This is a genomic window from Mumia sp. zg.B21 (genome assembly GCF_019550855.1).
Classification (GTDB): domain Bacteria; phylum Actinomycetota; class Actinomycetes; order Propionibacteriales; family Nocardioidaceae; genus Mumia.
The window spans coordinates 1-16,345 of the sequence record NZ_JAHWCJ010000001.1; the positions used below are offsets into that span (position 1 = coordinate 1).

The 16,345-nt window shown below is 69.8% G+C and carries 16 protein-coding genes and 1 other RNA gene; 10 read left to right on the forward strand and 7 right to left on the reverse strand.

The window, feature by feature from the left end; all coding sequences use genetic code 11:
* Positions 1–106 precede the first annotated feature (106 nt).
* The 6 genes from KV100_RS00005 to KV100_RS19960 all read left to right on the forward strand — a co-directional run bounded on the left by KV100_RS00005 (position 107) and on the right by KV100_RS19960 (position 7,274).
* Positions 107–1,108, forward strand: coding sequence for a tetratricopeptide repeat protein (locus tag KV100_RS00005; protein ID WP_255561085.1), 1,002 nt, complete (start codon positions 107–109; stop codon positions 1,106–1,108).
* Positions 1,109–1,195: 87 nt separating this feature from the next.
* Positions 1,196–2,917: a sulfatase-like hydrolase/transferase gene (locus KV100_RS00010; protein ID WP_220340869.1), complete on the forward strand. Its 1,722-nt coding sequence runs from the start codon at positions 1,196–1,198 to the stop codon at positions 2,915–2,917.
* Between the two features lie 69 nt (positions 2,918–2,986).
* Positions 2,987–4,102: a peptide chain release factor 2 gene (prfB, locus tag KV100_RS00015; protein ID WP_220340871.1), complete on the forward strand. Its 1,116-nt coding sequence runs from the start codon at positions 2,987–2,989 to the stop codon at positions 4,100–4,102.
* 19 nt (positions 4,103–4,121) lie between these two features.
* The gene (ftsE, locus tag KV100_RS00020) at positions 4,122–4,811 is read left to right on the forward strand and encodes a cell division ATP-binding protein FtsE (protein ID WP_220340873.1); all 690 of its coding nucleotides are present in this window, start codon (positions 4,122–4,124) and stop codon (positions 4,809–4,811) included.
* 9 nt (positions 4,812–4,820) lie between these two features.
* Positions 4,821–5,741, forward strand: coding sequence for a permease-like cell division protein FtsX (gene ftsX / locus KV100_RS00025; protein ID WP_220340874.1), 921 nt, complete (start codon positions 4,821–4,823; stop codon positions 5,739–5,741).
* A gap of 117 nt (positions 5,742–5,858) precedes the next feature.
* Positions 5,859–7,274 carry a M23 family metallopeptidase gene (locus KV100_RS19960; RefSeq protein WP_220340876.1) on the forward strand — a complete coding sequence of 472 codons (1,416 nt, stop codon included), beginning with the start codon at positions 5,859–5,861 and terminating at the stop codon, positions 7,272–7,274.
* 19 nt (positions 7,275–7,293) lie between these two features.
* Here KV100_RS19960 and KV100_RS00035 read toward each other — a convergent pair whose 3' ends face one another.
* Entirely contained in the window at positions 7,294–8,706 is a 1,413-nt protein-coding gene (locus KV100_RS00035) for an MFS transporter (protein WP_220340877.1), read from the reverse strand.
* Positions 8,707–8,794: 88 nt separating this feature from the next.
* Between KV100_RS00035 and smpB the strand changes: the two genes are divergently transcribed.
* The 3 genes from smpB to ssrA all read left to right on the forward strand — a co-directional run bounded on the left by smpB (position 8,795) and on the right by ssrA (position 10,657).
* Positions 8,795–9,274 (forward strand): SsrA-binding protein SmpB, encoded by a 480-nt coding sequence (smpB, locus tag KV100_RS00040; RefSeq protein ID WP_220340878.1) that lies wholly within the window; start codon positions 8,795–8,797, stop codon positions 9,272–9,274.
* Complete coding sequence (locus KV100_RS00045) at positions 9,271–10,176, forward strand: amidohydrolase family protein (RefSeq protein ID WP_220340879.1); 906 nt, start codon at positions 9,271–9,273, stop codon at positions 10,174–10,176. The genes smpB and KV100_RS00045 overlap by 4 nt, the downstream gene beginning before the upstream one ends.
* A gap of 109 nt (positions 10,177–10,285) precedes the next feature.
* Positions 10,286–10,657: a transfer-messenger RNA gene (ssrA, locus tag KV100_RS00050) on the forward strand.
* Between the two features lie 121 nt (positions 10,658–10,778).
* Here ssrA and KV100_RS00055 read toward each other — a convergent pair.
* The 5 genes from KV100_RS00055 to KV100_RS00075 all read right to left on the reverse strand — a co-directional run bounded on the left by KV100_RS00055 (position 10,779) and on the right by KV100_RS00075 (position 13,632).
* Positions 10,779–12,419, reverse strand: coding sequence for an APC family permease (locus tag KV100_RS00055; protein ID WP_220340880.1), 1,641 nt, complete (start codon positions 12,417–12,419; stop codon positions 10,779–10,781).
* 231 nt (positions 12,420–12,650) lie between these two features.
* On the reverse strand, positions 12,651–12,821 hold the full coding sequence (locus KV100_RS00060; protein WP_220340881.1) for a hypothetical protein: 171 nt from the start codon (positions 12,819–12,821) through the stop codon (positions 12,651–12,653).
* Between the two features lie 13 nt (positions 12,822–12,834).
* On the reverse strand, positions 12,835–13,131 hold the full coding sequence (locus KV100_RS00065) for a WhiB family transcriptional regulator (RefSeq protein WP_220340882.1): 297 nt from the start codon (positions 13,129–13,131) through the stop codon (positions 12,835–12,837).
* Positions 13,132–13,201: 70 nt separating this feature from the next.
* Positions 13,202–13,363, reverse strand: coding sequence for a hypothetical protein (locus KV100_RS00070; protein WP_220340883.1), 162 nt, complete (start codon positions 13,361–13,363; stop codon positions 13,202–13,204).
* Positions 13,360–13,632 carry a hypothetical protein gene (locus KV100_RS00075; RefSeq protein ID WP_220340884.1) on the reverse strand — a complete coding sequence of 91 codons (273 nt, stop codon included), beginning with the start codon at positions 13,630–13,632 and terminating at the stop codon, positions 13,360–13,362. Before KV100_RS00075 ends, KV100_RS00070 begins: the two co-directional genes overlap by 4 nt.
* 223 nt (positions 13,633–13,855) lie before the next feature.
* On the opposite strand from KV100_RS00075, the gene KV100_RS00080 reads away from it, so the two are divergent.
* Positions 13,856–14,776 (forward strand): MerR family transcriptional regulator, encoded by a 921-nt coding sequence (locus KV100_RS00080; RefSeq protein WP_220340885.1) that lies wholly within the window; start codon positions 13,856–13,858, stop codon positions 14,774–14,776.
* A 38-nt stretch (positions 14,777–14,814) separates the two neighbouring features.
* Here KV100_RS00080 and KV100_RS00085 read toward each other — a convergent pair whose 3' ends face one another.
* Complete coding sequence (locus KV100_RS00085; protein WP_220340886.1) at positions 14,815–16,239, reverse strand: MFS transporter; 1,425 nt, start codon at positions 16,237–16,239, stop codon at positions 14,815–14,817.
* Between the last annotated feature and the right edge of the window lie 106 nt (positions 16,240–16,345).

Below are 16,345 nucleotides of genomic sequence, written 5' to 3' on the forward strand. Positions count from 1 at the left end.
CCCCCCCCCCCCCCCACGACCCATTTGTGCGTCCGGAGCGCGGAGATCCCGCGCCCGGGTGCAGAGATGAGCGAGACTGAGCGCAGACAGCGCGGAAGGAATCACGATGAGCGAGCGTGGCAACCGGGGCGGTCAGGACCGAGGAGGCCAGGGGCGCAGCGGTCAGGGCCGCGGCGGCCAGGGCGGAAGCGGTCAGGGTGGCAGCGGCCGGGGCCGTGGCGGCCCGGGGAGCGACCAGAGCCGTGGCGGCGGTCAGGGCGACCGGCGGGGTGGCCCGTCGAGCCGTGGCACTGGTCCCCAGCGTTCGGGTGGGCGGCCGGGCGGATCTGCCGGCGGCTCTCGCGGACCGCGCCGTGACGACGACCGCTCACGTCCCCCTCGCGACGGCGACCGCTCGCGTCCGCGCCGTGACGACGACCGGCAGAGTGCTCCGCGCCGGGTCGAAGGCCCACCGATCCCGGACGGCGTCCACCCCGACCAGCTCGACAAGAGCATCCGTCGGCTCCTGACGTCGCTCACCCCTGGCAAGGCAGACTCGGTCGCGTCCCACCTCGTGGCCGCTGGCATCCTGATCGACGAGGATCCTGACCTGGCCTACAAGCATGCACGCGCTGCTCGTGAGCTCGCGCCCCGGATCGGCGTGATCCGCGAGGCTGCCGGCGAGACGGCGTACGCGGCCGGCCGGTGGGCCGACGCCCTCGCGGAGCTGCGCGCCGCGAAGCGGATGACGGGTGGCTACGACCACATCGCCCTCATCGCCGACGCCGAGCGTGCGCTTGGCCGTCCTGACCGGGCGCTACGGGTCATCGCCGATGCGCGCGAGAAGATCACGGACATCGACGTGCGGGTCGAGGCCGCGATCGTCGCCGCCGGTGCGCGTCGTGACCTGGGCCAGGTCGACGCGGCCATCGCCCTCCTGCAGCAGGAGCCGCTCCACAACTCGAGCCCCACGACGTGGCTGGCTCGCCTTCGCTACGCGTACGCGGATGCGCTCGCGGAAGCCGGCCGTACGCAGGACGCTCTGGAGTGGTTCCACCGTGCGCTCGGGGCTGATCCGCAGCACACCACGGACGCCCAGGAACGGATCGCGGCGCTCGAAAAGGCCTGACCTGGGGCGACACGCCGACCGGGGGGCACGCGGTCGGGCATCGTCGTACACTCGTGCCTCCGCCCTTTTGCTCGAGGAGGATCCTGCGTGCGTTTCACAGTCAGGCGTGTGGTCGTCGCCGCGGTTGCGGCGACGGTCGTGGTCGGCGCCGGTGTGGTCGGCGTCACCGCCGTCCACAACCCGCTCCCTGTCTCGGCCGACGCCGGAAAAGCCTCCGCCGCAGCCGGAGGCGCGGTGGGGTCCTCTGCCGGGACGACCGTCCCTGCGGGGACGGCGCGCTACCGGCCGAACGTCGTCGCGATCGTCGCCGATGACCTCGACTCCTCGCTCGTGAAGTACATGCCCAACGTCAAGAAGCTCCAGGCGCGTGGCGCCGACTTCAGGCGGCACTTCGTCGTCGACTCGTTGTGCTGCTCGTCGCGTGCTTCGTTCCTGACAGGGATGTACCCGCACAACTCGAAGGTCTTCAACAACGTGCCTGGCGGTGACCCGACCAACCCGGTCGGTGGCTATGCGGCCTGGGCGAAGGCCAAGAACGACACCAAGACGTTCGCCTACGCGATCACCCGACCGAACGCCGGCTATCGCACCGGGTTCTTCGGCAAGTACATCAATCGCTATCCGGGCACCCCCGGGACCGCGCCGCCACCGGGCTGGCACACGTTCAACGCGCTGACCGCCAACATGTACGCGATGTGGAACTACACGATGACCTCGGTGACCCGCAACCGCGCCGGCGACCGGGTCCTGACCAATCGCCGCTTCGGCACCAAGAACAGCGAGTACTCGACCGACGTCCTGCGTCGTATGGCGGTGCGACACCTGCAGGGCGCCGAGCGTCAGAACGCGCCGTTCTTCGTCGAGATCGCCCCGACGGGCGTGCACCACCGCAACGGCAATCCGGCGCGCAAGGGTGATGCCAAGTATCCGCCGGCGGCGCGTGACCTGCCCCGTACCGGCAAGAAGGCCAAGAAGAACCCGCGCCTGCGCCACGGCGACTGCGGTCCGGTCCGCTGCGACAGGATCGACGTCAGCAAGCACCCCAGCTTCAACGCCAGCCGTGGGACCTCACGCCCGCGCTACGCCGACGGCCGGATCGGGCCGTCCTTCGGCCAGACCAAGAAGCTCAACCGCAAGCAGGTCAAGAAGATGCGGAAGCACTACCGCAACCGCGTCCGGATGGCCCAGTCGGTCGACGACCTCGTGGGCGCCGTCATGCGGACGGTCGGCCCTGACACCTACATCGTCTTCACCAGCGACAACGGCTACCACCTCGGCCACCGGCGGCTCAACCCCGGCAAGTCGAGCGCGTACGACACCGACATCCGTGTCCCGCTCGTGATCGCCGGCCCGGGCGTCGTCCGTGGGCCTCGATACCAGGTCGTGCAGAACATCGACGTGGCGCCGACGTTGGAGCAGATCGCCGGGATCAAACCGTCGGCCGTCCGTGACGGGCGCTCGCTGATGTCGATCCTGCGCAATCCCCGTGCCACAGGGTCGCGGTACGCGTTCATCGAGCACACCCGGCCGCCCAAGACGGCCGACGACCCCGACGGTGAGGGCCTGACCGGGGCGATCCCGTCGTACATCGCCGTCCGGTCCGCCGATACCCTCCTGGTCCGCTACGACACGCAGGACGGCGCCGAGGCCGGCCACACGTACGAGTACTACCGCGGCCTCTCGCGCGCGGGTGCCTGGGAGCGGTTCAACCTGTTCCGGCCGAGCGATCCCGTGGTGCAGGAGCTCCAGCGGCGGCTCGAGGCGTACGAGGACTGCAAGGGCGCAGGCTGTGTCGCGCTGACACGCTGAGCCCTGCTTGGGCCCGCCGCGCTCGCCCTCGGATCATCGGGCCAGGGTCCGGCGGGTAGGCTCGTTGTCGTGGCAGGACGAGATCTCGACGCAGCAATCAAGTCCCTCGACGCGACGATGACGTCGATCGAGGCCGTTCTCGACCTCGACACGATGAGGGCAGAGATCGCCGAGCTCCAGGAGAAGGTGTCCGCACCCGACCTGTGGGACGACCAGGCGCACGCCCAAGAGGTCACCGGGCGGCTGTCGGTCCTGCAGGCCGAGACCGAGCGGGTCATCAGCCTCCGGCAGCGCATCGACGACGTGAGGGTGCTCGTCGAGCTCGGCCGCGAGGCTGACGACGCCGACGTCCTCTCCGAGGCCGACGTCGAGCTCGAGCGGATCGAGAAGGCTGTCGAGGCGCTCGAGGTCCGCACTCTGCTGTCGGGGGAGTACGACGCCCGCGACGCCCTCGTCACGATCCGCTCCGGCGCCGGTGGCGTCGACGCCGCCGACTTCGCCGAGATGCTGCAGCGGATGTACATCCGCTGGGCCGAGCGCCACAAGTACACCGTCCAGGTCTACGACACCTCGTACGCAGAGGAGGCGGGCCTCAAGTCCACGACCTTCGCTGTCAAGGCGCCGTACGCCTACGGGACGCTCTCGGTCGAGTCGGGCACGCACCGGCTCGTCCGGATCAGCCCCTTCGACAACCAGGGGCGACGTCAGACGTCCTTTGCCGCGGTCGAGGTCGTCCCCGTTCTCGAGCAGACCGACCAGATCGACATCCCCGAGGACGAGATCCGCGTCGACGTCTATCGCTCGTCGGGGCCCGGCGGCCAGAGCGTGAACACGACCGACTCCGCCGTCCGGCTGACCCACATCCCGACCGGCACGGTCGTGAGCTGCCAGAACGAGAAGAGCCAGCTCCAGAACAAGGCCAGCGCCATGGTCATCCTGAAGGCCAAGCTGCTCGCGCTCAAGAAGGCGGAGGAGCGCGCCCACCTCGACGAGCTGCGCGGTGACGTCCACGCCTCGTGGGGCGACCAGATGCGGTCGTACGTCCTCAACCCGTACCAGATGGTGAAGGATCTGCGGACCGACTACGAGACGGGCAACACCCAGGCGGTCTTCGACGGCGAGATCGACGGGTTCGTCGAGGCCGGTATCCGGTGGCGGCGTGGCGCTGAGGGAAGCACTCCGTAGCCTTGCGTACACTCGCACGGTGATCCGCTTCGAGAATGTCAGCAAGACCTATCCGGGGCAGCCGCGACCGGCCCTGGAGAAGATCAGCCTCGAGATCGAAAAGGGCGAGTTCGTCTTCCTCGTCGGCCAGTCGGGCTCGGGCAAGTCGACGTTCCTCCGCATGATCCTTCGCGAGACCCGTCCCTCGACCGGCCGCGTCTACGTCGCCGGCAAGGAGATCAACCGCCTCGCCAACTGGAAGGTCCCCAAGCTGCGGCGCCAGCTCGGCACCGTCTTCCAGGACTTCCGCCTGCTGCCCAACAAGACGGTCTCGGAGAACGTCGCGTTCGCGCTCCAGGTGATCGGCAAGCCCCGCTCGGAGATCCGGCGCGTCGTGCCGGAGACCCTGGAGCTCGTGGGCCTGGAGGGCAAGGGCGAGCGCATGCCCGACGAGCTGTCCGGCGGTGAGCAGCAGCGCGTCGCGATCGCGCGCGCGTTCGTGAACCGACCGATGATCCTGATCGCCGACGAGCCGACCGGCAACCTGGACCCGGTCACGTCGGTGGGCATCATGAAGCTGCTCGACCGGATCAACCGCACCGACACCACCGTCCTGATGGCGACGCACGACGCGGGGATCGTGGACCAGATGCGCAAGCGGGTCATCGAGCTCAGCGGTGGCGTGCTGGTCCGTGACCAGTCGCGCGGCGCCTACGACTACGAGAACTGACGAGGACCGATGGCACTGGGAAGCATCTTCTCCGAGCTCACGACAGGGCTGCGGCGCAACTTCTCGATGACGGTCTCGTTGGTCGTCACGATGAGCGTGTCGCTGGTCCTCGCCTCTCTGGGGCTCCTCCTGCAGGCGCAGGCCGACCGTACGGAGAAGTACTTCGGCGACCGGCTCCAGATCCAGGTCAACCTCTGCACGCAGAACTCCTCCGCGGAGACGTGCGTCGGCGGGCGGGCGACCGAGGAGCAGGAGCAGGCGGTCGCGGCTGCGCTCGACGGCAACCCCGAGGTGCGCTCCGTCGAGCGCTGGAGCCCCGAGCGCAACTACGAGCAGGCGCAGGAGTGGCTCGGCCAGAACGAGGAGGACCGCAAGCAGCTCGAGGCGCTGGGCCCGGAGTCGTTCGGCACGTCCTACATGGTGACGCTGCGCAACCCCAACCAGTTCGAAGGGGTCCAGAGCCAGATCAGCGGCATGGACGGCGTCAACTCGGTGGTCAGCATGCGCGACCTCCTCGCCCCGCTCTTCGAGGTGCTCTCCAAGCTCCGGTGGGCCGCGCTCGGGACGTCCTTGCTCCTGATCGTCGCCGCCGTCCTCCAGGTCTCCAACACGATCCGGATGACCGCGTACGCCCGTCGTCGCGAGATCGGCATCATGCGCCTCGTCGGTGCGTCGTCCTGGCACATCCAGCTGCCCTTCCTCCTGGAGTCGCTGGTCGCCGCGGTGATCTCGGCCGTGCTGGCGTGCGCCGGCCTGGCGGCGTTCATGCACTTCGTCGTGTACGGGTTCCTCCGTGACCGGCTCGCCGGTCTCACCACCTGGGTGCGCTGGGAGGAGGCGCTCACGGTCATGGGATACACGACCGTGCTGGCGCTGCTGCTGGCCCTGGTGCCGACGGTCGTGATGACGCGCCGCTACCTGAAGGTCTAACCGAGTCGTTGGTCTCGACCAACGGTTGCGGCACGCCCGGGCGCGTCGAAATGCGCGGAAGGTCCCGAATGACGGGCTAGCGTCACCCACGGAACTTCCCCGACCAGAGGCAGGCCCGTGGTGCGACTCGTCATTCCCCGGCGTGCCGGCACGCGCGTCCGCACCGCCCTCGTGCTCTGCCTGCTGATCGCGCTGACCGGAGCGGCTGCGAGCCCGACGCTGGGTGACGACAAGGACGACCTCAAGAACCGCCGCAACCAGGTCCAGTCGGAGATCTCGGGAGCCCAGGCCGAGCTCGACCAGTCGAGCGCCCAGCTCGCCGCCGCGACCCGGACGCTGCAGAGCTCTCAGGTGAGCCTGTCGTCGGCGCAGACGTCCCTGGCGACCACGCGGGTCCAGCTCGCGGCGGCCCAGGCACGTGATGCCGCGATGCAGGCAGCGCTCCTCAAGGCGCAGGCCGAGCTGGTCGTCGCCAAGAAGGACGCGAAGAGGGGACGCCGGAGCCAGCGCCGGGCCTCCCGTGTGGTCGAGCGGATGACCGTCGAGTCCCTGCAGGGAGGGTCGCCCAGCCTGCGGGCGTTCTCTGCCCTGGTCAACGGCGTCGATCCGGCGGCGTACGGCAAGCAGGTCAGCCTCGACCAGGCCGTCACCGACGCCCGCCTCGCCAAGGTTGACACGCTCGAGGCGACCAGCATCGTCCTCGACCTGCACCGCGAGAAGGTCCAGAAGCTTCGCGACGAGGTCAAGGTCAAGCGCGAGGAGGCAGCCGAGAACCTCGCGACGCAGCAGCGGCTCGAGAAGGATGCGCGCGAGCAGGAGGCCGAGGTCGCCCAGCTCGTCCGGGCCAACGCGGTCGCCCAGACCACCGCGCAGCAGGCCCGATCCTCTGACGCCGCCCAGCTCGCCGCCCTGGAGTCCGAACGCTCCTCGATCTCGGGGAGGCTGAAGGCGATCGCTGCCGCGGAGCGCGCCGCACTGGCCCGGGCGGAGGCGCGCGAGCGGGCGCGGCAGCGCAAGGAGGCACAGAAGAAGCGCGACGGCTCCGGCCGTGGTGGGAATGGCGGCGGCTCGGCGTCCGGCAACTCCGGCAACTCCGGTGGCGGCGGTGGCGGCGGCGGTGGTGGCGGCTCGTCCTCGGGCAACCCCCTCTCGTACCCCGTGAGCGCCCCCATCACGTCCTCGTACGGCATGCGCTTCCACCCGGTCCTGCACTACTGGAAGCTGCACGACGGGACCGACTTCGGCGCTGCCTGCGGGACGCCTGTGAGAGCGGCGGCCGCGGGGCGGGTCGTGGACCGCTACTTCAACGCCGGTTATGGCAACCGCGTGATCATCGCCCACGGTCAGAACCGCGGCTACAGCGTCGCCACGACGTACAACCACCTGTCGCGGTTCTCGGCGCGGCCCGGCGAGCGCGTCCAGCGTGGAGAGGTCATCGGCTATGTCGGGTCGACGGGCTACTCGACCGGGTGCCACCTGCACTTCATGGTGCTGCTGGACGGTGACACCACCAATCCCATGAAGTGGCTCTGACGGCGGGGGCGGTTCTCGATCAGCGCCGCCGGCGACGGTCGGTGAGCAGATCGACGAGCCCGAGGACCAGCGCGCCGACGACGAAGGCCACCGTGGTCCGCAGGGCGAGGGTCATCGACGCCACGTAGTCGCCGTCGGTGCTCTCGAGCTGGCTGAAGAACTGCGCGAGCACCAGCGCGACCCCGATCGCGCTGCCGACGCGCTGCGCCGTCTGGAGCATGCCGCCCCCGGCACCGGCGTGACGGACGTCGACCTCCGACAACGTGATCGTGACGTTGGGGGAGATCACCAGCCCACCGCCGAAGCCGGCGACGACCAGCGGCAGGGCCAGCCACAGGCCGACGCGGTCGTCGAGGTGGGGGACGAGCAGGTCGACGCCGACCAGCCCGACGATGACGAGGACGAGGCCGCTCACCACGAGCGCTCGGCCGTACTGGTTGACGAGCCGACCACCCAGCCACGCCGCCACCGCCGCGCCCAGCGCGAACGGCATCTGGGTGAGACCGGCCTCGAAGGCGGTGTAGCCGAGGCCGTTCTGCAGATACAGGGTGAGGACCAGGAAGATCGAGGTGAAGCCGGCGAAGTAGAGGGTGCCGAGCCCGAGACCGAGCATGTACGAACGGATCCGTACGAGCGAGAGGTCGACCAGCGTCGCCCGGCCGGAGCGGGCCCACCAGCGCTCCCACGCGGCGAACGCGACGAGCAGCGCGAGGGCGACGCCGACGATCCACCACGGGCGCGAGGAGAGCGCCTCGCCCCGCGCCCCGTCCACCAAAGGCAGCAGCACGAGGAAGGTGGCTCCGCCGAAGAGGAGGACACCGACCGGGTCGAGCGACTCCCGTGGCCCGGGCTCGGACCGGGGGAGCCAGCGCAGGGCGAGGACCAACGCCACGATGCCGACCGGGACGTTGACGAAGAACACGTACCGCCACCCGTGCTCGGCGCCGCCGAGGGTGACGAGCGCGCCGCCGAGAAGAGGGCCGACCGCGGTCGAGATGCCGACCGTCGCACCGAACAGTCCGAACGCGCGGGCCCGTTCGTCGCCGCGGAACATGGTCTGGATGAACCCCGAGACCTGCGGGTTGATCAGACCGCCCCCGACCCCCTGGAGGATCCGGGCCGCCGCCAACCACGCGGGATCGGACGCCGCTCCCGCCAGCGCGCTCGACGTGGTGAAGACGACCAGGCCGATGCAGAAGACCACCTTCCGGCTCAGTGCGTCACCCAACCGCCCCGCCGGGACGAGCACGATGCCGAACGCGAGCGAGTAGCCGGCGACGATCAGCTGGATCTGTGAGTCCGACGCCTCGAGCCCGCTGCGGATCGACGGCAGCGCGACGTTGACGATGCTGACATCGAGCAACGTCATGAATCCGGCGGTCAGGCACACCACGAGTGCGCCCCAGCGTGTGTCCCGAGGTGCGTCCGTCACCGTCCGAAGGTACGCCGTCACGGGCCGGTACGCGGATCGATCACCTCCCTCCCGTGAAACTGGTCGACGACGCTGGGAGAATGGTCAGATGGCCAAGGACACCGGCATCAAGCTGATCGCGCAGAACCGCAAGGCGCGGCACGACTACCACCTCGACGCCACGTACGAGGCGGGCATGGTCTTGTCCGGGACCGAGGTCAAGTCCTTGCGTGAGGGGCGGGCCAACCTCACCGACGGCTGGGCGGACATCGAGGGCGGCGAGGTGTGGCTCCACGGGGTGCACATCCCCGAGTACGCCCAGGGCACCTGGACCAACCACACCGCTCGCCGCAAGCGCAAGCTGTTGCTGCACCGCCGTGAGATCGAGAAGATCGAGAAGGCCGTGTCGACGCCGGGCGTGACGCTCGTGCCCCTCTCGCTCTACTTCTCCTCCGGGCGGGCCAAGGTCGAGATCGCGGTGGCACGGGGCAAGAAGGCGTGGGACAAGCGCCAGGCGATCGCCGAGCGCCAGGCCACGCGCGAGGTGCAGGCCGAGGTGGGGCGCCGGGTGAAGGGCATGCCGGGATGACCTTGGCGGGGATCGCCTCTGCCGGCGAAGACCTGCGGGACGAGAACCTGCCTGCTCTGGCGGAGGCACTGGGGATCCCGGGGTTCTTCGACGTGCACGTGCACTTCCTCCCGCCGCGGGTGATGGACAAGGTCTGGTCCTACTTCGACTCCGTCGGACCGCTGACCGGCCGGCCGTGGCCGATCCGCTACCGCCAGCCCGTCGACGAGCGCGTCGAGCAGCTCGGCCGGATGGGCGTCCTCCGCTACTCGGCTCTCCCGTACGCGCACAAGCCGGGGATCTCCGAGTTCCTGAACGACTGGGCCGCGGGCTTCGCCGACAACTTCGGCAACGCGCTGCGGTCCGCGACGTTCTATCCCGAGCCTGAGGCCGGGTCGTACGTCCGACGCTCGATCACCGACGGCGTCGAGATCTTCAAGACCCACCTGCAGGTCGGCGACTTCGACCCGACCGACCCGTACCTCGACCCGGTCTGGGGCGCGATCGCCGATGCTCAGGTGCCGGTCGTCGTGCACGCGGGATCCGGGCCGGCGCCTGGGACCTACACCGGGCCTGAGCTGATCGGCCGGGTCCTCGCCGCGTACCCCACCCTGCCGATGATCGTCGCCCACATGGGGATCCCCGAGTACGAGGACTTCCTCGGGCTGGCCGAGCGCTACGTCAACGTCCGTCTCGACACGACGATGGTGTTCACCGACTTCACCGAGGAGACCGCTCCGTACCCGCGTGACCTGCTGCCTCGGTTGCGCGATCTCCAGCCCAAGGTGCTGCTCGGGACCGACTTCCCGAACATCCCGTACGCCTATGCGCACCAGGTGGAGGCGCTCGCACGACTCGACCTGGGGGACGCGTGGCTGCGCGACGTCCTGTGGCACAACGGCCTGCGGCTGTTCGACGCCTGAGGTGACCTGTGGAATACCGGTCGTCGCTGCAAGGTTGGACCAGGTATCGTGGTCGTGCGCGAGCGGTTCAGAGCCGGTCGCGTGGCGTCACAGTTGACAACATCACAGCGGGGCTGATCGGTTTCGACTTTGGTCGTACGTAGCAGGAGAAGCGAGCCGAGAATCCAGGGTCATCTCGTAAACGTTCCTTGGAAACCAATAAGTGCCAATTCTAAGCGCACTGACTTCGCCCTCGCCGCCTGAGGCGAGCTAGGTGAAGGGTCGGCCTGGGAACGCCTCCGTCCCAGTCACCGGCCTCAGCTAGGAGGCTTGCTCTGTTAGTCCGGTCGCGGGACTGACAGGGGACATCAACAGCGACTGAGCCTGTCGACGACGCGTCTGCTCGAGCGTCGGGGCTGAGAAAACGACATAGCAGTCTGCGCTCGGAGAAGTCCTGGTTCTGCGCTGAAGGACGCGGGTTCGATTCCCGCCAGCTCCACCACATGCAGTCCCCGCACCACGAGGCGCTCCCGGCCACCGGCCGGGAGCGCCTCTGTGTTTTCTCTCAGGCTGTCTGCAGCGCGGCGTCATGTGTCCCCGCGGATCCCACCGCCCCCCATGCGTCATTCATGCAGACCAGCCGCGTCACGCCCCGAGTCTCCGGTCCGGACCTCGCGGACGGTGGCGACCGCTGCGGCTGCCTCGGCGGCGGGCAGCGCCGAGCGTACGCCCCACTCGAAGAACGCCAGCGCGAACAAGGCGACGGCGACCATGTCGACACCGGACGGCAGCAGCTCACGGCCCCCGCCGAACCTCCCGACGAAGGTCAGGGCCAGCAGCCCGACGTAGTAGGGACCGAGCCACACGAGCGAGCGCAGCGCCAGGGCTCGCCTCAGCTCGGGGTCCCGGACCATGCGCCACGCCAGCACGGCGATGCCGACCGCGATCGGGATCGTCACCTTGATCATCGTGTCCCACCCGGTCCAGTAGACGATCAGGCTGACCACGACGAAGGCGACGCGTGCGAGCACGGGCAGCCCGCGGAGGCGGAACGGCCGTACGCGGTCAGGCACCTGGCGACGCAGCGCGACGACGGTCACCGGGCCGAGCGACATCGACAGCACGATGGCGCCGGAGTTGAAGGCGAGCAGCTCCGACCAGCCGTCACGGAAGACGAGCAGCAGCAGGAGCCCGGCCGCGAGGTTGAGGACCATCGCACGCAGCGGGACGCCGTGACGCGAGAAGACCGACACGGTCCGTGGAAAGAGGCCGTTCTGTGCCACCGCCACTGCGAGCCGGCCGGTGGAAGCCGTGGAGACCAGACCTGCGCCGAACGGCCCGAGCACCGCGTCGGCCAGGACGAGCTTGGCGAGCACGGCCATGCCGAGGCCGGTGAGCAGTGCGGCGAGCGGGCCGTTCGCCCCACCGCTATCGAGGCCGGCCCAGCCACGATCGAGGTCCCCTGGGTCGACCGCGCCGACGAAGCCGACCTGGAGGGCGGTGAAGAGCGCGGTGCAGATGAGGATGCCTCCTACGAGTGCTACCGGGATGGTCCGCTGCGGCCGCCGTGCCTCGCCCGCGAGGTCGAGCGCGTGTCGGAAGCCGAGGAACGCAAAGACGACGCCACCCGTGGTGAGGGCCCCGAGGACTCCGGCCACGCCCTCGGGAGCGAAGCCGGTCTCGCGGATCGGCGCGGACGAGAACTGAGTGAGGAGAGCAACGGTGACGGCCACCGGGATGAGCAGCTTCACCCAGGTCAGCGCGGTGTTGACCCGGGTGAAGAGCGCCACCCCGTACGCGTTGAGGGCCGTGAAGGCCACCAGGACGACGGCTGCGGCCGCGATGCCCGGGAGGCTGAGCGGACTCTCGCCGCCCGAGGAGGTCTCAGCGACGAAGAGCCAGTCGAAGGCCGCCTCGTTGCTGGCGTACTCGAGCATCGCCTGGGTCTCGATCGGCGCCGCGGTCACGTACCCCACCCAAGCGACCCAACCGATCGCGATGCCGACGCCTTGTCCGTGACTGAAGGTGGGAAGGAGCCCGAGGCCCCCGACGACCGGCAGCATGGCAGAGACCTCGGCGAAGACGAGCACCACCGTGATCAGCATCAGGCTCGCGATCGGCCACGCGATGATGGAAGCGGGTCCGGCCTGCTGGGCAGCGAACAGCGGGGCGAACAGGATGCCGGATCCGACCACGCCGCCGACGACGACGAAGGTCAGGCCGAGCGGGCCGACGGAGCGGCTGGGAGCGTGCGGCGCAACCATCACAGTCGACGGTATCCATGGCCCGCCACCTCGGCACGCTCACTGTCGTGCCGCCGACCACGCTCGACGGGCCCGATTCGGTGAGGAAATCGGGAATCCTCGGCGGAAAACCCCGATCTCCTCACCGAATCGCGGGTGAGGGGGCGGGGCGGGGCGGGGCGGGGCGGGGGCCCCGGACGTACGAAAGTCTCCGACCGGATGGACGGAGACCCTTCGTACGGGGTGCTGCTCTTAGTCGGAGTCGGTCCCGTCCTGCGGGGGGACCGGGTCGATCCGCCAGGTGACACCGCTCGTCAGGGTGGTGACGACCTCGGTGACGGCGCGGTGCTCAGGATCGCGCGGTTGTCCTGAGGTCGAGGCCTTCACCTCGTCCTGAACGCCCTTGCTGCGGAAGACCCCCATGTGTCGGACGTTATCAGCTGGCGCGGCGCTCGGTGCCGGTCTCGACCAGGGCGTTGCGCTCGCCGGTGTTGAGGCCGCCCCACACACCGAAGGGCTCCCGGACGCGCAGTGCGTGGTTGAGGCACTCGTTGACCACCGGGCAGACGGCGCAGTACGCCTTGGCCTTGGCCTCACGGTCGTGGCGCTTCTTGCCACGCTCGTGCTCGGGGCTGAAGAAGATGGACGTGTCGGCGCCGTTGCATGCGCCCTGGAACTGCCACTCGTACTCGTCCATCAGGGGCATCGGGAGGCGGGAGATACTGCTGCTCATGTCTACTGCTCCTCAATCGTGCTGGTCTTATGTGGTGCCAAGTCGTGCGCGGTCGTGGTGACCGGATGTCTCATGTCGGGGTGGGTGCGAACCAGTCGTTGTTGATCGTTCGCACCGAGATCGTGCTGCGTGCGGCGTGCGCGGGGGAGAGGTCGGCCTCGGCGAACCGCCCGATCAGACGGTCGATCGTCAGGCGACCCTGGAGCCAGGGGCGGGACAGCGACGTGGTCATGCCGCGTCATCGATCAGGCCGGCGGCGGCGGCGAGCTCGTCGCGAGAGAGCCGCCCAACCTGCTCGATCCAGGTGGTGTCATCGGCGGCGTGCGTCCGTGCTGCGGCGCGATGCGTCGCACGGATGACACTGCCGGCGGATGCCACTCCGGTCATTCCCTGGAGGAGCTCCTCCTGCAGGGCGAGCAAGGACCGGTGTCGCGGCAGGGACAGCACCGTGGTGATGCTGCGACCACGGCGGACCCGTACGGTCTGCTCGTTCGTCCTCACGGTGACTCCTTGCTCTCGGCGGGAGCCAAAACGTAGCACGCGAAGTTGTTCACCTGTCAAATCCCTGAACCAATTTTCTTGGTCAGAATCGCTGTAGATCCAGCGATCGGCCTCCGAAGCGTCCACGTTCAACCAGTTCAAGCCTGACGAATCGTGAGCAGGTTTATACTCTGTCGCAGACGCCGCCCGACTAGAGAGGCACCGGATGGCACCCTCTGAAGGCATGAGCGTGCGCGATGTCGCCGTACGCCTCGGCGTGCCGGCGGCGACCCTGCGCACGTGGGAGCGCCGCTACGGACTTGCTCCCTCAGGCCGCAGCGCGGGTGGGCACCGTCGCTACTCCGAGGAGGACGTCGGCCGGCTGGCCGTCGTGGCGCGGCTGGTCGCGGACGGCATGTCCCCCCAGCTCGCGGTCGCGGCCGTACGCGCCGACCCGCACGTGTCTCCGATGGGCCTCGGTCGGGCGCAGGAGCAGATCAGCGGCGAGCTCGTGTCGGTCCTCCTGGCGGCGGCCGCCCGCGGTGACACCGCGGCGATCCGTCGGCACGTGTCGCGCGCGGTGACCCAGCGCGGGGTCGCGCGCGCGTGGGACGAGGTCCTCGTCCCACTGCTCCAGGCGGTGGGCGAGCGCTGGCGGGACCCGGCGTTCGGGATCGCCGGCGAGCACCTGACGACCGAGATCGTCATGACGACCCTGCACGGTGCGACTGCCCGGGCCGAGCAGCGCACTCGCGGGTCGGCCGATGGAGAAGTCCTTCTCGCCTGCGCTGAGGAGGAGCAGCACTCGCTGCCGGTCGCCGCCCTCGAGGCCGCGCTCGCCGAGGCGGGGACGGCGAGCCGATCGCTCGGGGGACGGGTTCCTCTCCCGGCGATGGTGGACGAGCTGGTCAGGTCCCGGCCCAAGGTCGCGTTCGTGTGGGCCTCGATGCGTCGTCCCGACCCCAGCCTCCTCCTCTCGCTCCAGGAGTCGGCGCTGTCGCCGGTCCTCGTCCTGATCGGCGGTCCGGGCTGGGCCAAGGTCACGCCGCCCGAGCCTCGGGGAGGTGTGGTCTTCGAGCCGGTCGCGGACCTCCCGAGCGCGGTCGAGAGGATCGTCGTCGCCGTCCGCTCGTGGCAGGGCGCGCTGGTCGACGACGAGATCTGACCCCGGGCGCATCAGACGTCGGGCACAGCAGACGTCGGCTACCTGATCGACGCGGTCGGCCGTGCCTCGACCCGCGAGGCGGCCGCCGCGCCGCACAGCGCGAGCGCGGCCGCAGTGGCGAGGATCCCGGCCAGGACCGCGCCGGGCAGGGGCGTCCCCACGATCGCGATCGCCGCCCCTGCGACCGCGATCAGCATCGACTGGGAGATCGTCGCCGCGAGCATGGACGCGGCCGTGAGCCGGCCCTGCTCGTCCTCCGGAGCGAGCGCGAGGAGATGGGTCGTGAGCGTCGGGGAGCCGACACCCATGCCGATGCCGGCAGCAGCCCACAGTGCGAGCCCTGCCCAGACGGGGAGCCGGTCGATCGCGACCATGGCCGGACCGAGGATGCCAAGGCAGATGAGCGCGAACGATGCCCGCACGCGTCCGGTCACGGTCGTCCGACGCTGGACCGCGGACGTGCCGTTCACCTGGGAGCCCAGGGCCCACGACAGCCCCGTGATCGTGAGGCTGCTCGCCGCGGCTGCCGGTCCCAGCCCGTGGACTGAGGTCAGCATGAGCGGGATGAAGGCGCCGGCGCCGGCGAAGGACGCCGCCCGAAGGCCCTGGCTCGCGACCATGGCGGGCAGTCCGGCGGCGAACCGGGCGGTGCCACGAGGGAGCACGCGCCGTGCGCCGATCAGGATCAGCGCGAGTCCCGCGCCCACGGCGACACCTCCGACGATCGCCGTCGACCCGCTGTGTGCGCTGTGTTCGAGGCCCGGGCCGCCCAGCGTCAGGGCAGCCAGACCGGCGGACACCACGGCAGCCGAGACCAGGATCTGACGCGTGTCCGGGGGTGCCGTCGACGGCTCCGCGGCGTCCGCACCTCGAAGTGTCCGCAAGGACGGCCGCAGGGCGAGTGCGGCCGGCACCGTGAGGGCGATCGCGACCAGGAAGACGGACCGCCATCCGACCAGGTCGGCGAGCACCCCGGCGATCAACGGCCCGATCAGCGAAGGGACGATCCACGCGGTCGCCATGGCCGCGAACATCTTCGGACGAAGGCTCCTCGGGAGCACGCGGGCGACCAGTACGGTGAGGGCGACGTCGAGGAGCGCCTCGGCCACCCCCGTGCCGACACGTCCGACGAGCAGCACGGTCATTCCCGGCGCGGCTCCCATCACGAGCTGGGAGAACGTGAAGACGAGCAGGCCGGTCGCCAGCGCGGGAGTCGGCCCGCGCCGATCGCACCAGAGGCCCGCAGCGACCGTCGCGACGACCGAGGAGATCAGTGGTGCAGCGGCAGCCGCGCCGAAGAGCGCCATCCCGTCGAGGTGGCCGGCCACGGTGGGCAGGATCGCGACCGTCGCGCGGTTCTCGAACGCGCCGAGAGTGACGAGCGCGAGCGCTCCGACGACGAACGGCAGGCAGCGGGGATCCCACAGGCTCGAGGGAGTGTCCGAGCGGACGGAGGCAGGCATGAGCGAGATCGTCACACCTCAAGTTCACTGGAGGTCAAGCCACGGGACCGAGGCACAGCCTTGTCACCCGTACGGGTCGTCGGTACGGTCACGTCGACCCCTACTC

What these genes read in the sequence shown, in the direction of transcription:
- KV100_RS00005 (WP_255561085.1), top strand. Translation starts at nt 107, where the DNA reads ATGAGCGAGCGTGGCAACCGGGGCGGTCAGGACCGAGGAGGCCAGGGG.
- ftsX (WP_220340874.1), top strand. Translation starts at nt 4,821, where the DNA reads ATGGCACTGGGAAGCATCTTCTCCGAGCTCACGACAGGGCTGCGGCGC.
- smpB (WP_220340878.1), top strand. Translation starts at nt 8,795, where the DNA reads ATGGCCAAGGACACCGGCATCAAGCTGATCGCGCAGAACCGCAAGGCG.
- KV100_RS00045 (WP_220340879.1), top strand. Translation starts at nt 9,271, where the DNA reads ATGACCTTGGCGGGGATCGCCTCTGCCGGCGAAGACCTGCGGGACGAG.
- KV100_RS00055 (WP_220340880.1), bottom strand. Translation starts at nt 12,419, where the DNA reads ATGGTTGCGCCGCACGCTCCCAGCCGCTCCGTCGGCCCGCTCGGCCTG.
- KV100_RS00060 (WP_220340881.1), bottom strand. Translation starts at nt 12,821, where the DNA reads ATGGGGGTCTTCCGCAGCAAGGGCGTTCAGGACGAGGTGAAGGCCTCG.
- KV100_RS00065 (WP_220340882.1), bottom strand. Translation starts at nt 13,131, where the DNA reads ATGAGCAGCAGTATCTCCCGCCTCCCGATGCCCCTGATGGACGAGTAC.
- KV100_RS00070 (WP_220340883.1), bottom strand. Translation starts at nt 13,363, where the DNA reads ATGACCACGTCGCTGTCCCGCCCCTGGCTCCAGGGTCGCCTGACGATC.
- KV100_RS00080 (WP_220340885.1), top strand. Translation starts at nt 13,856, where the DNA reads ATGAGCGTGCGCGATGTCGCCGTACGCCTCGGCGTGCCGGCGGCGACC.
- KV100_RS00085 (WP_220340886.1), bottom strand. Translation starts at nt 16,239, where the DNA reads ATGCCTGCCTCCGTCCGCTCGGACACTCCCTCGAGCCTGTGGGATCCC.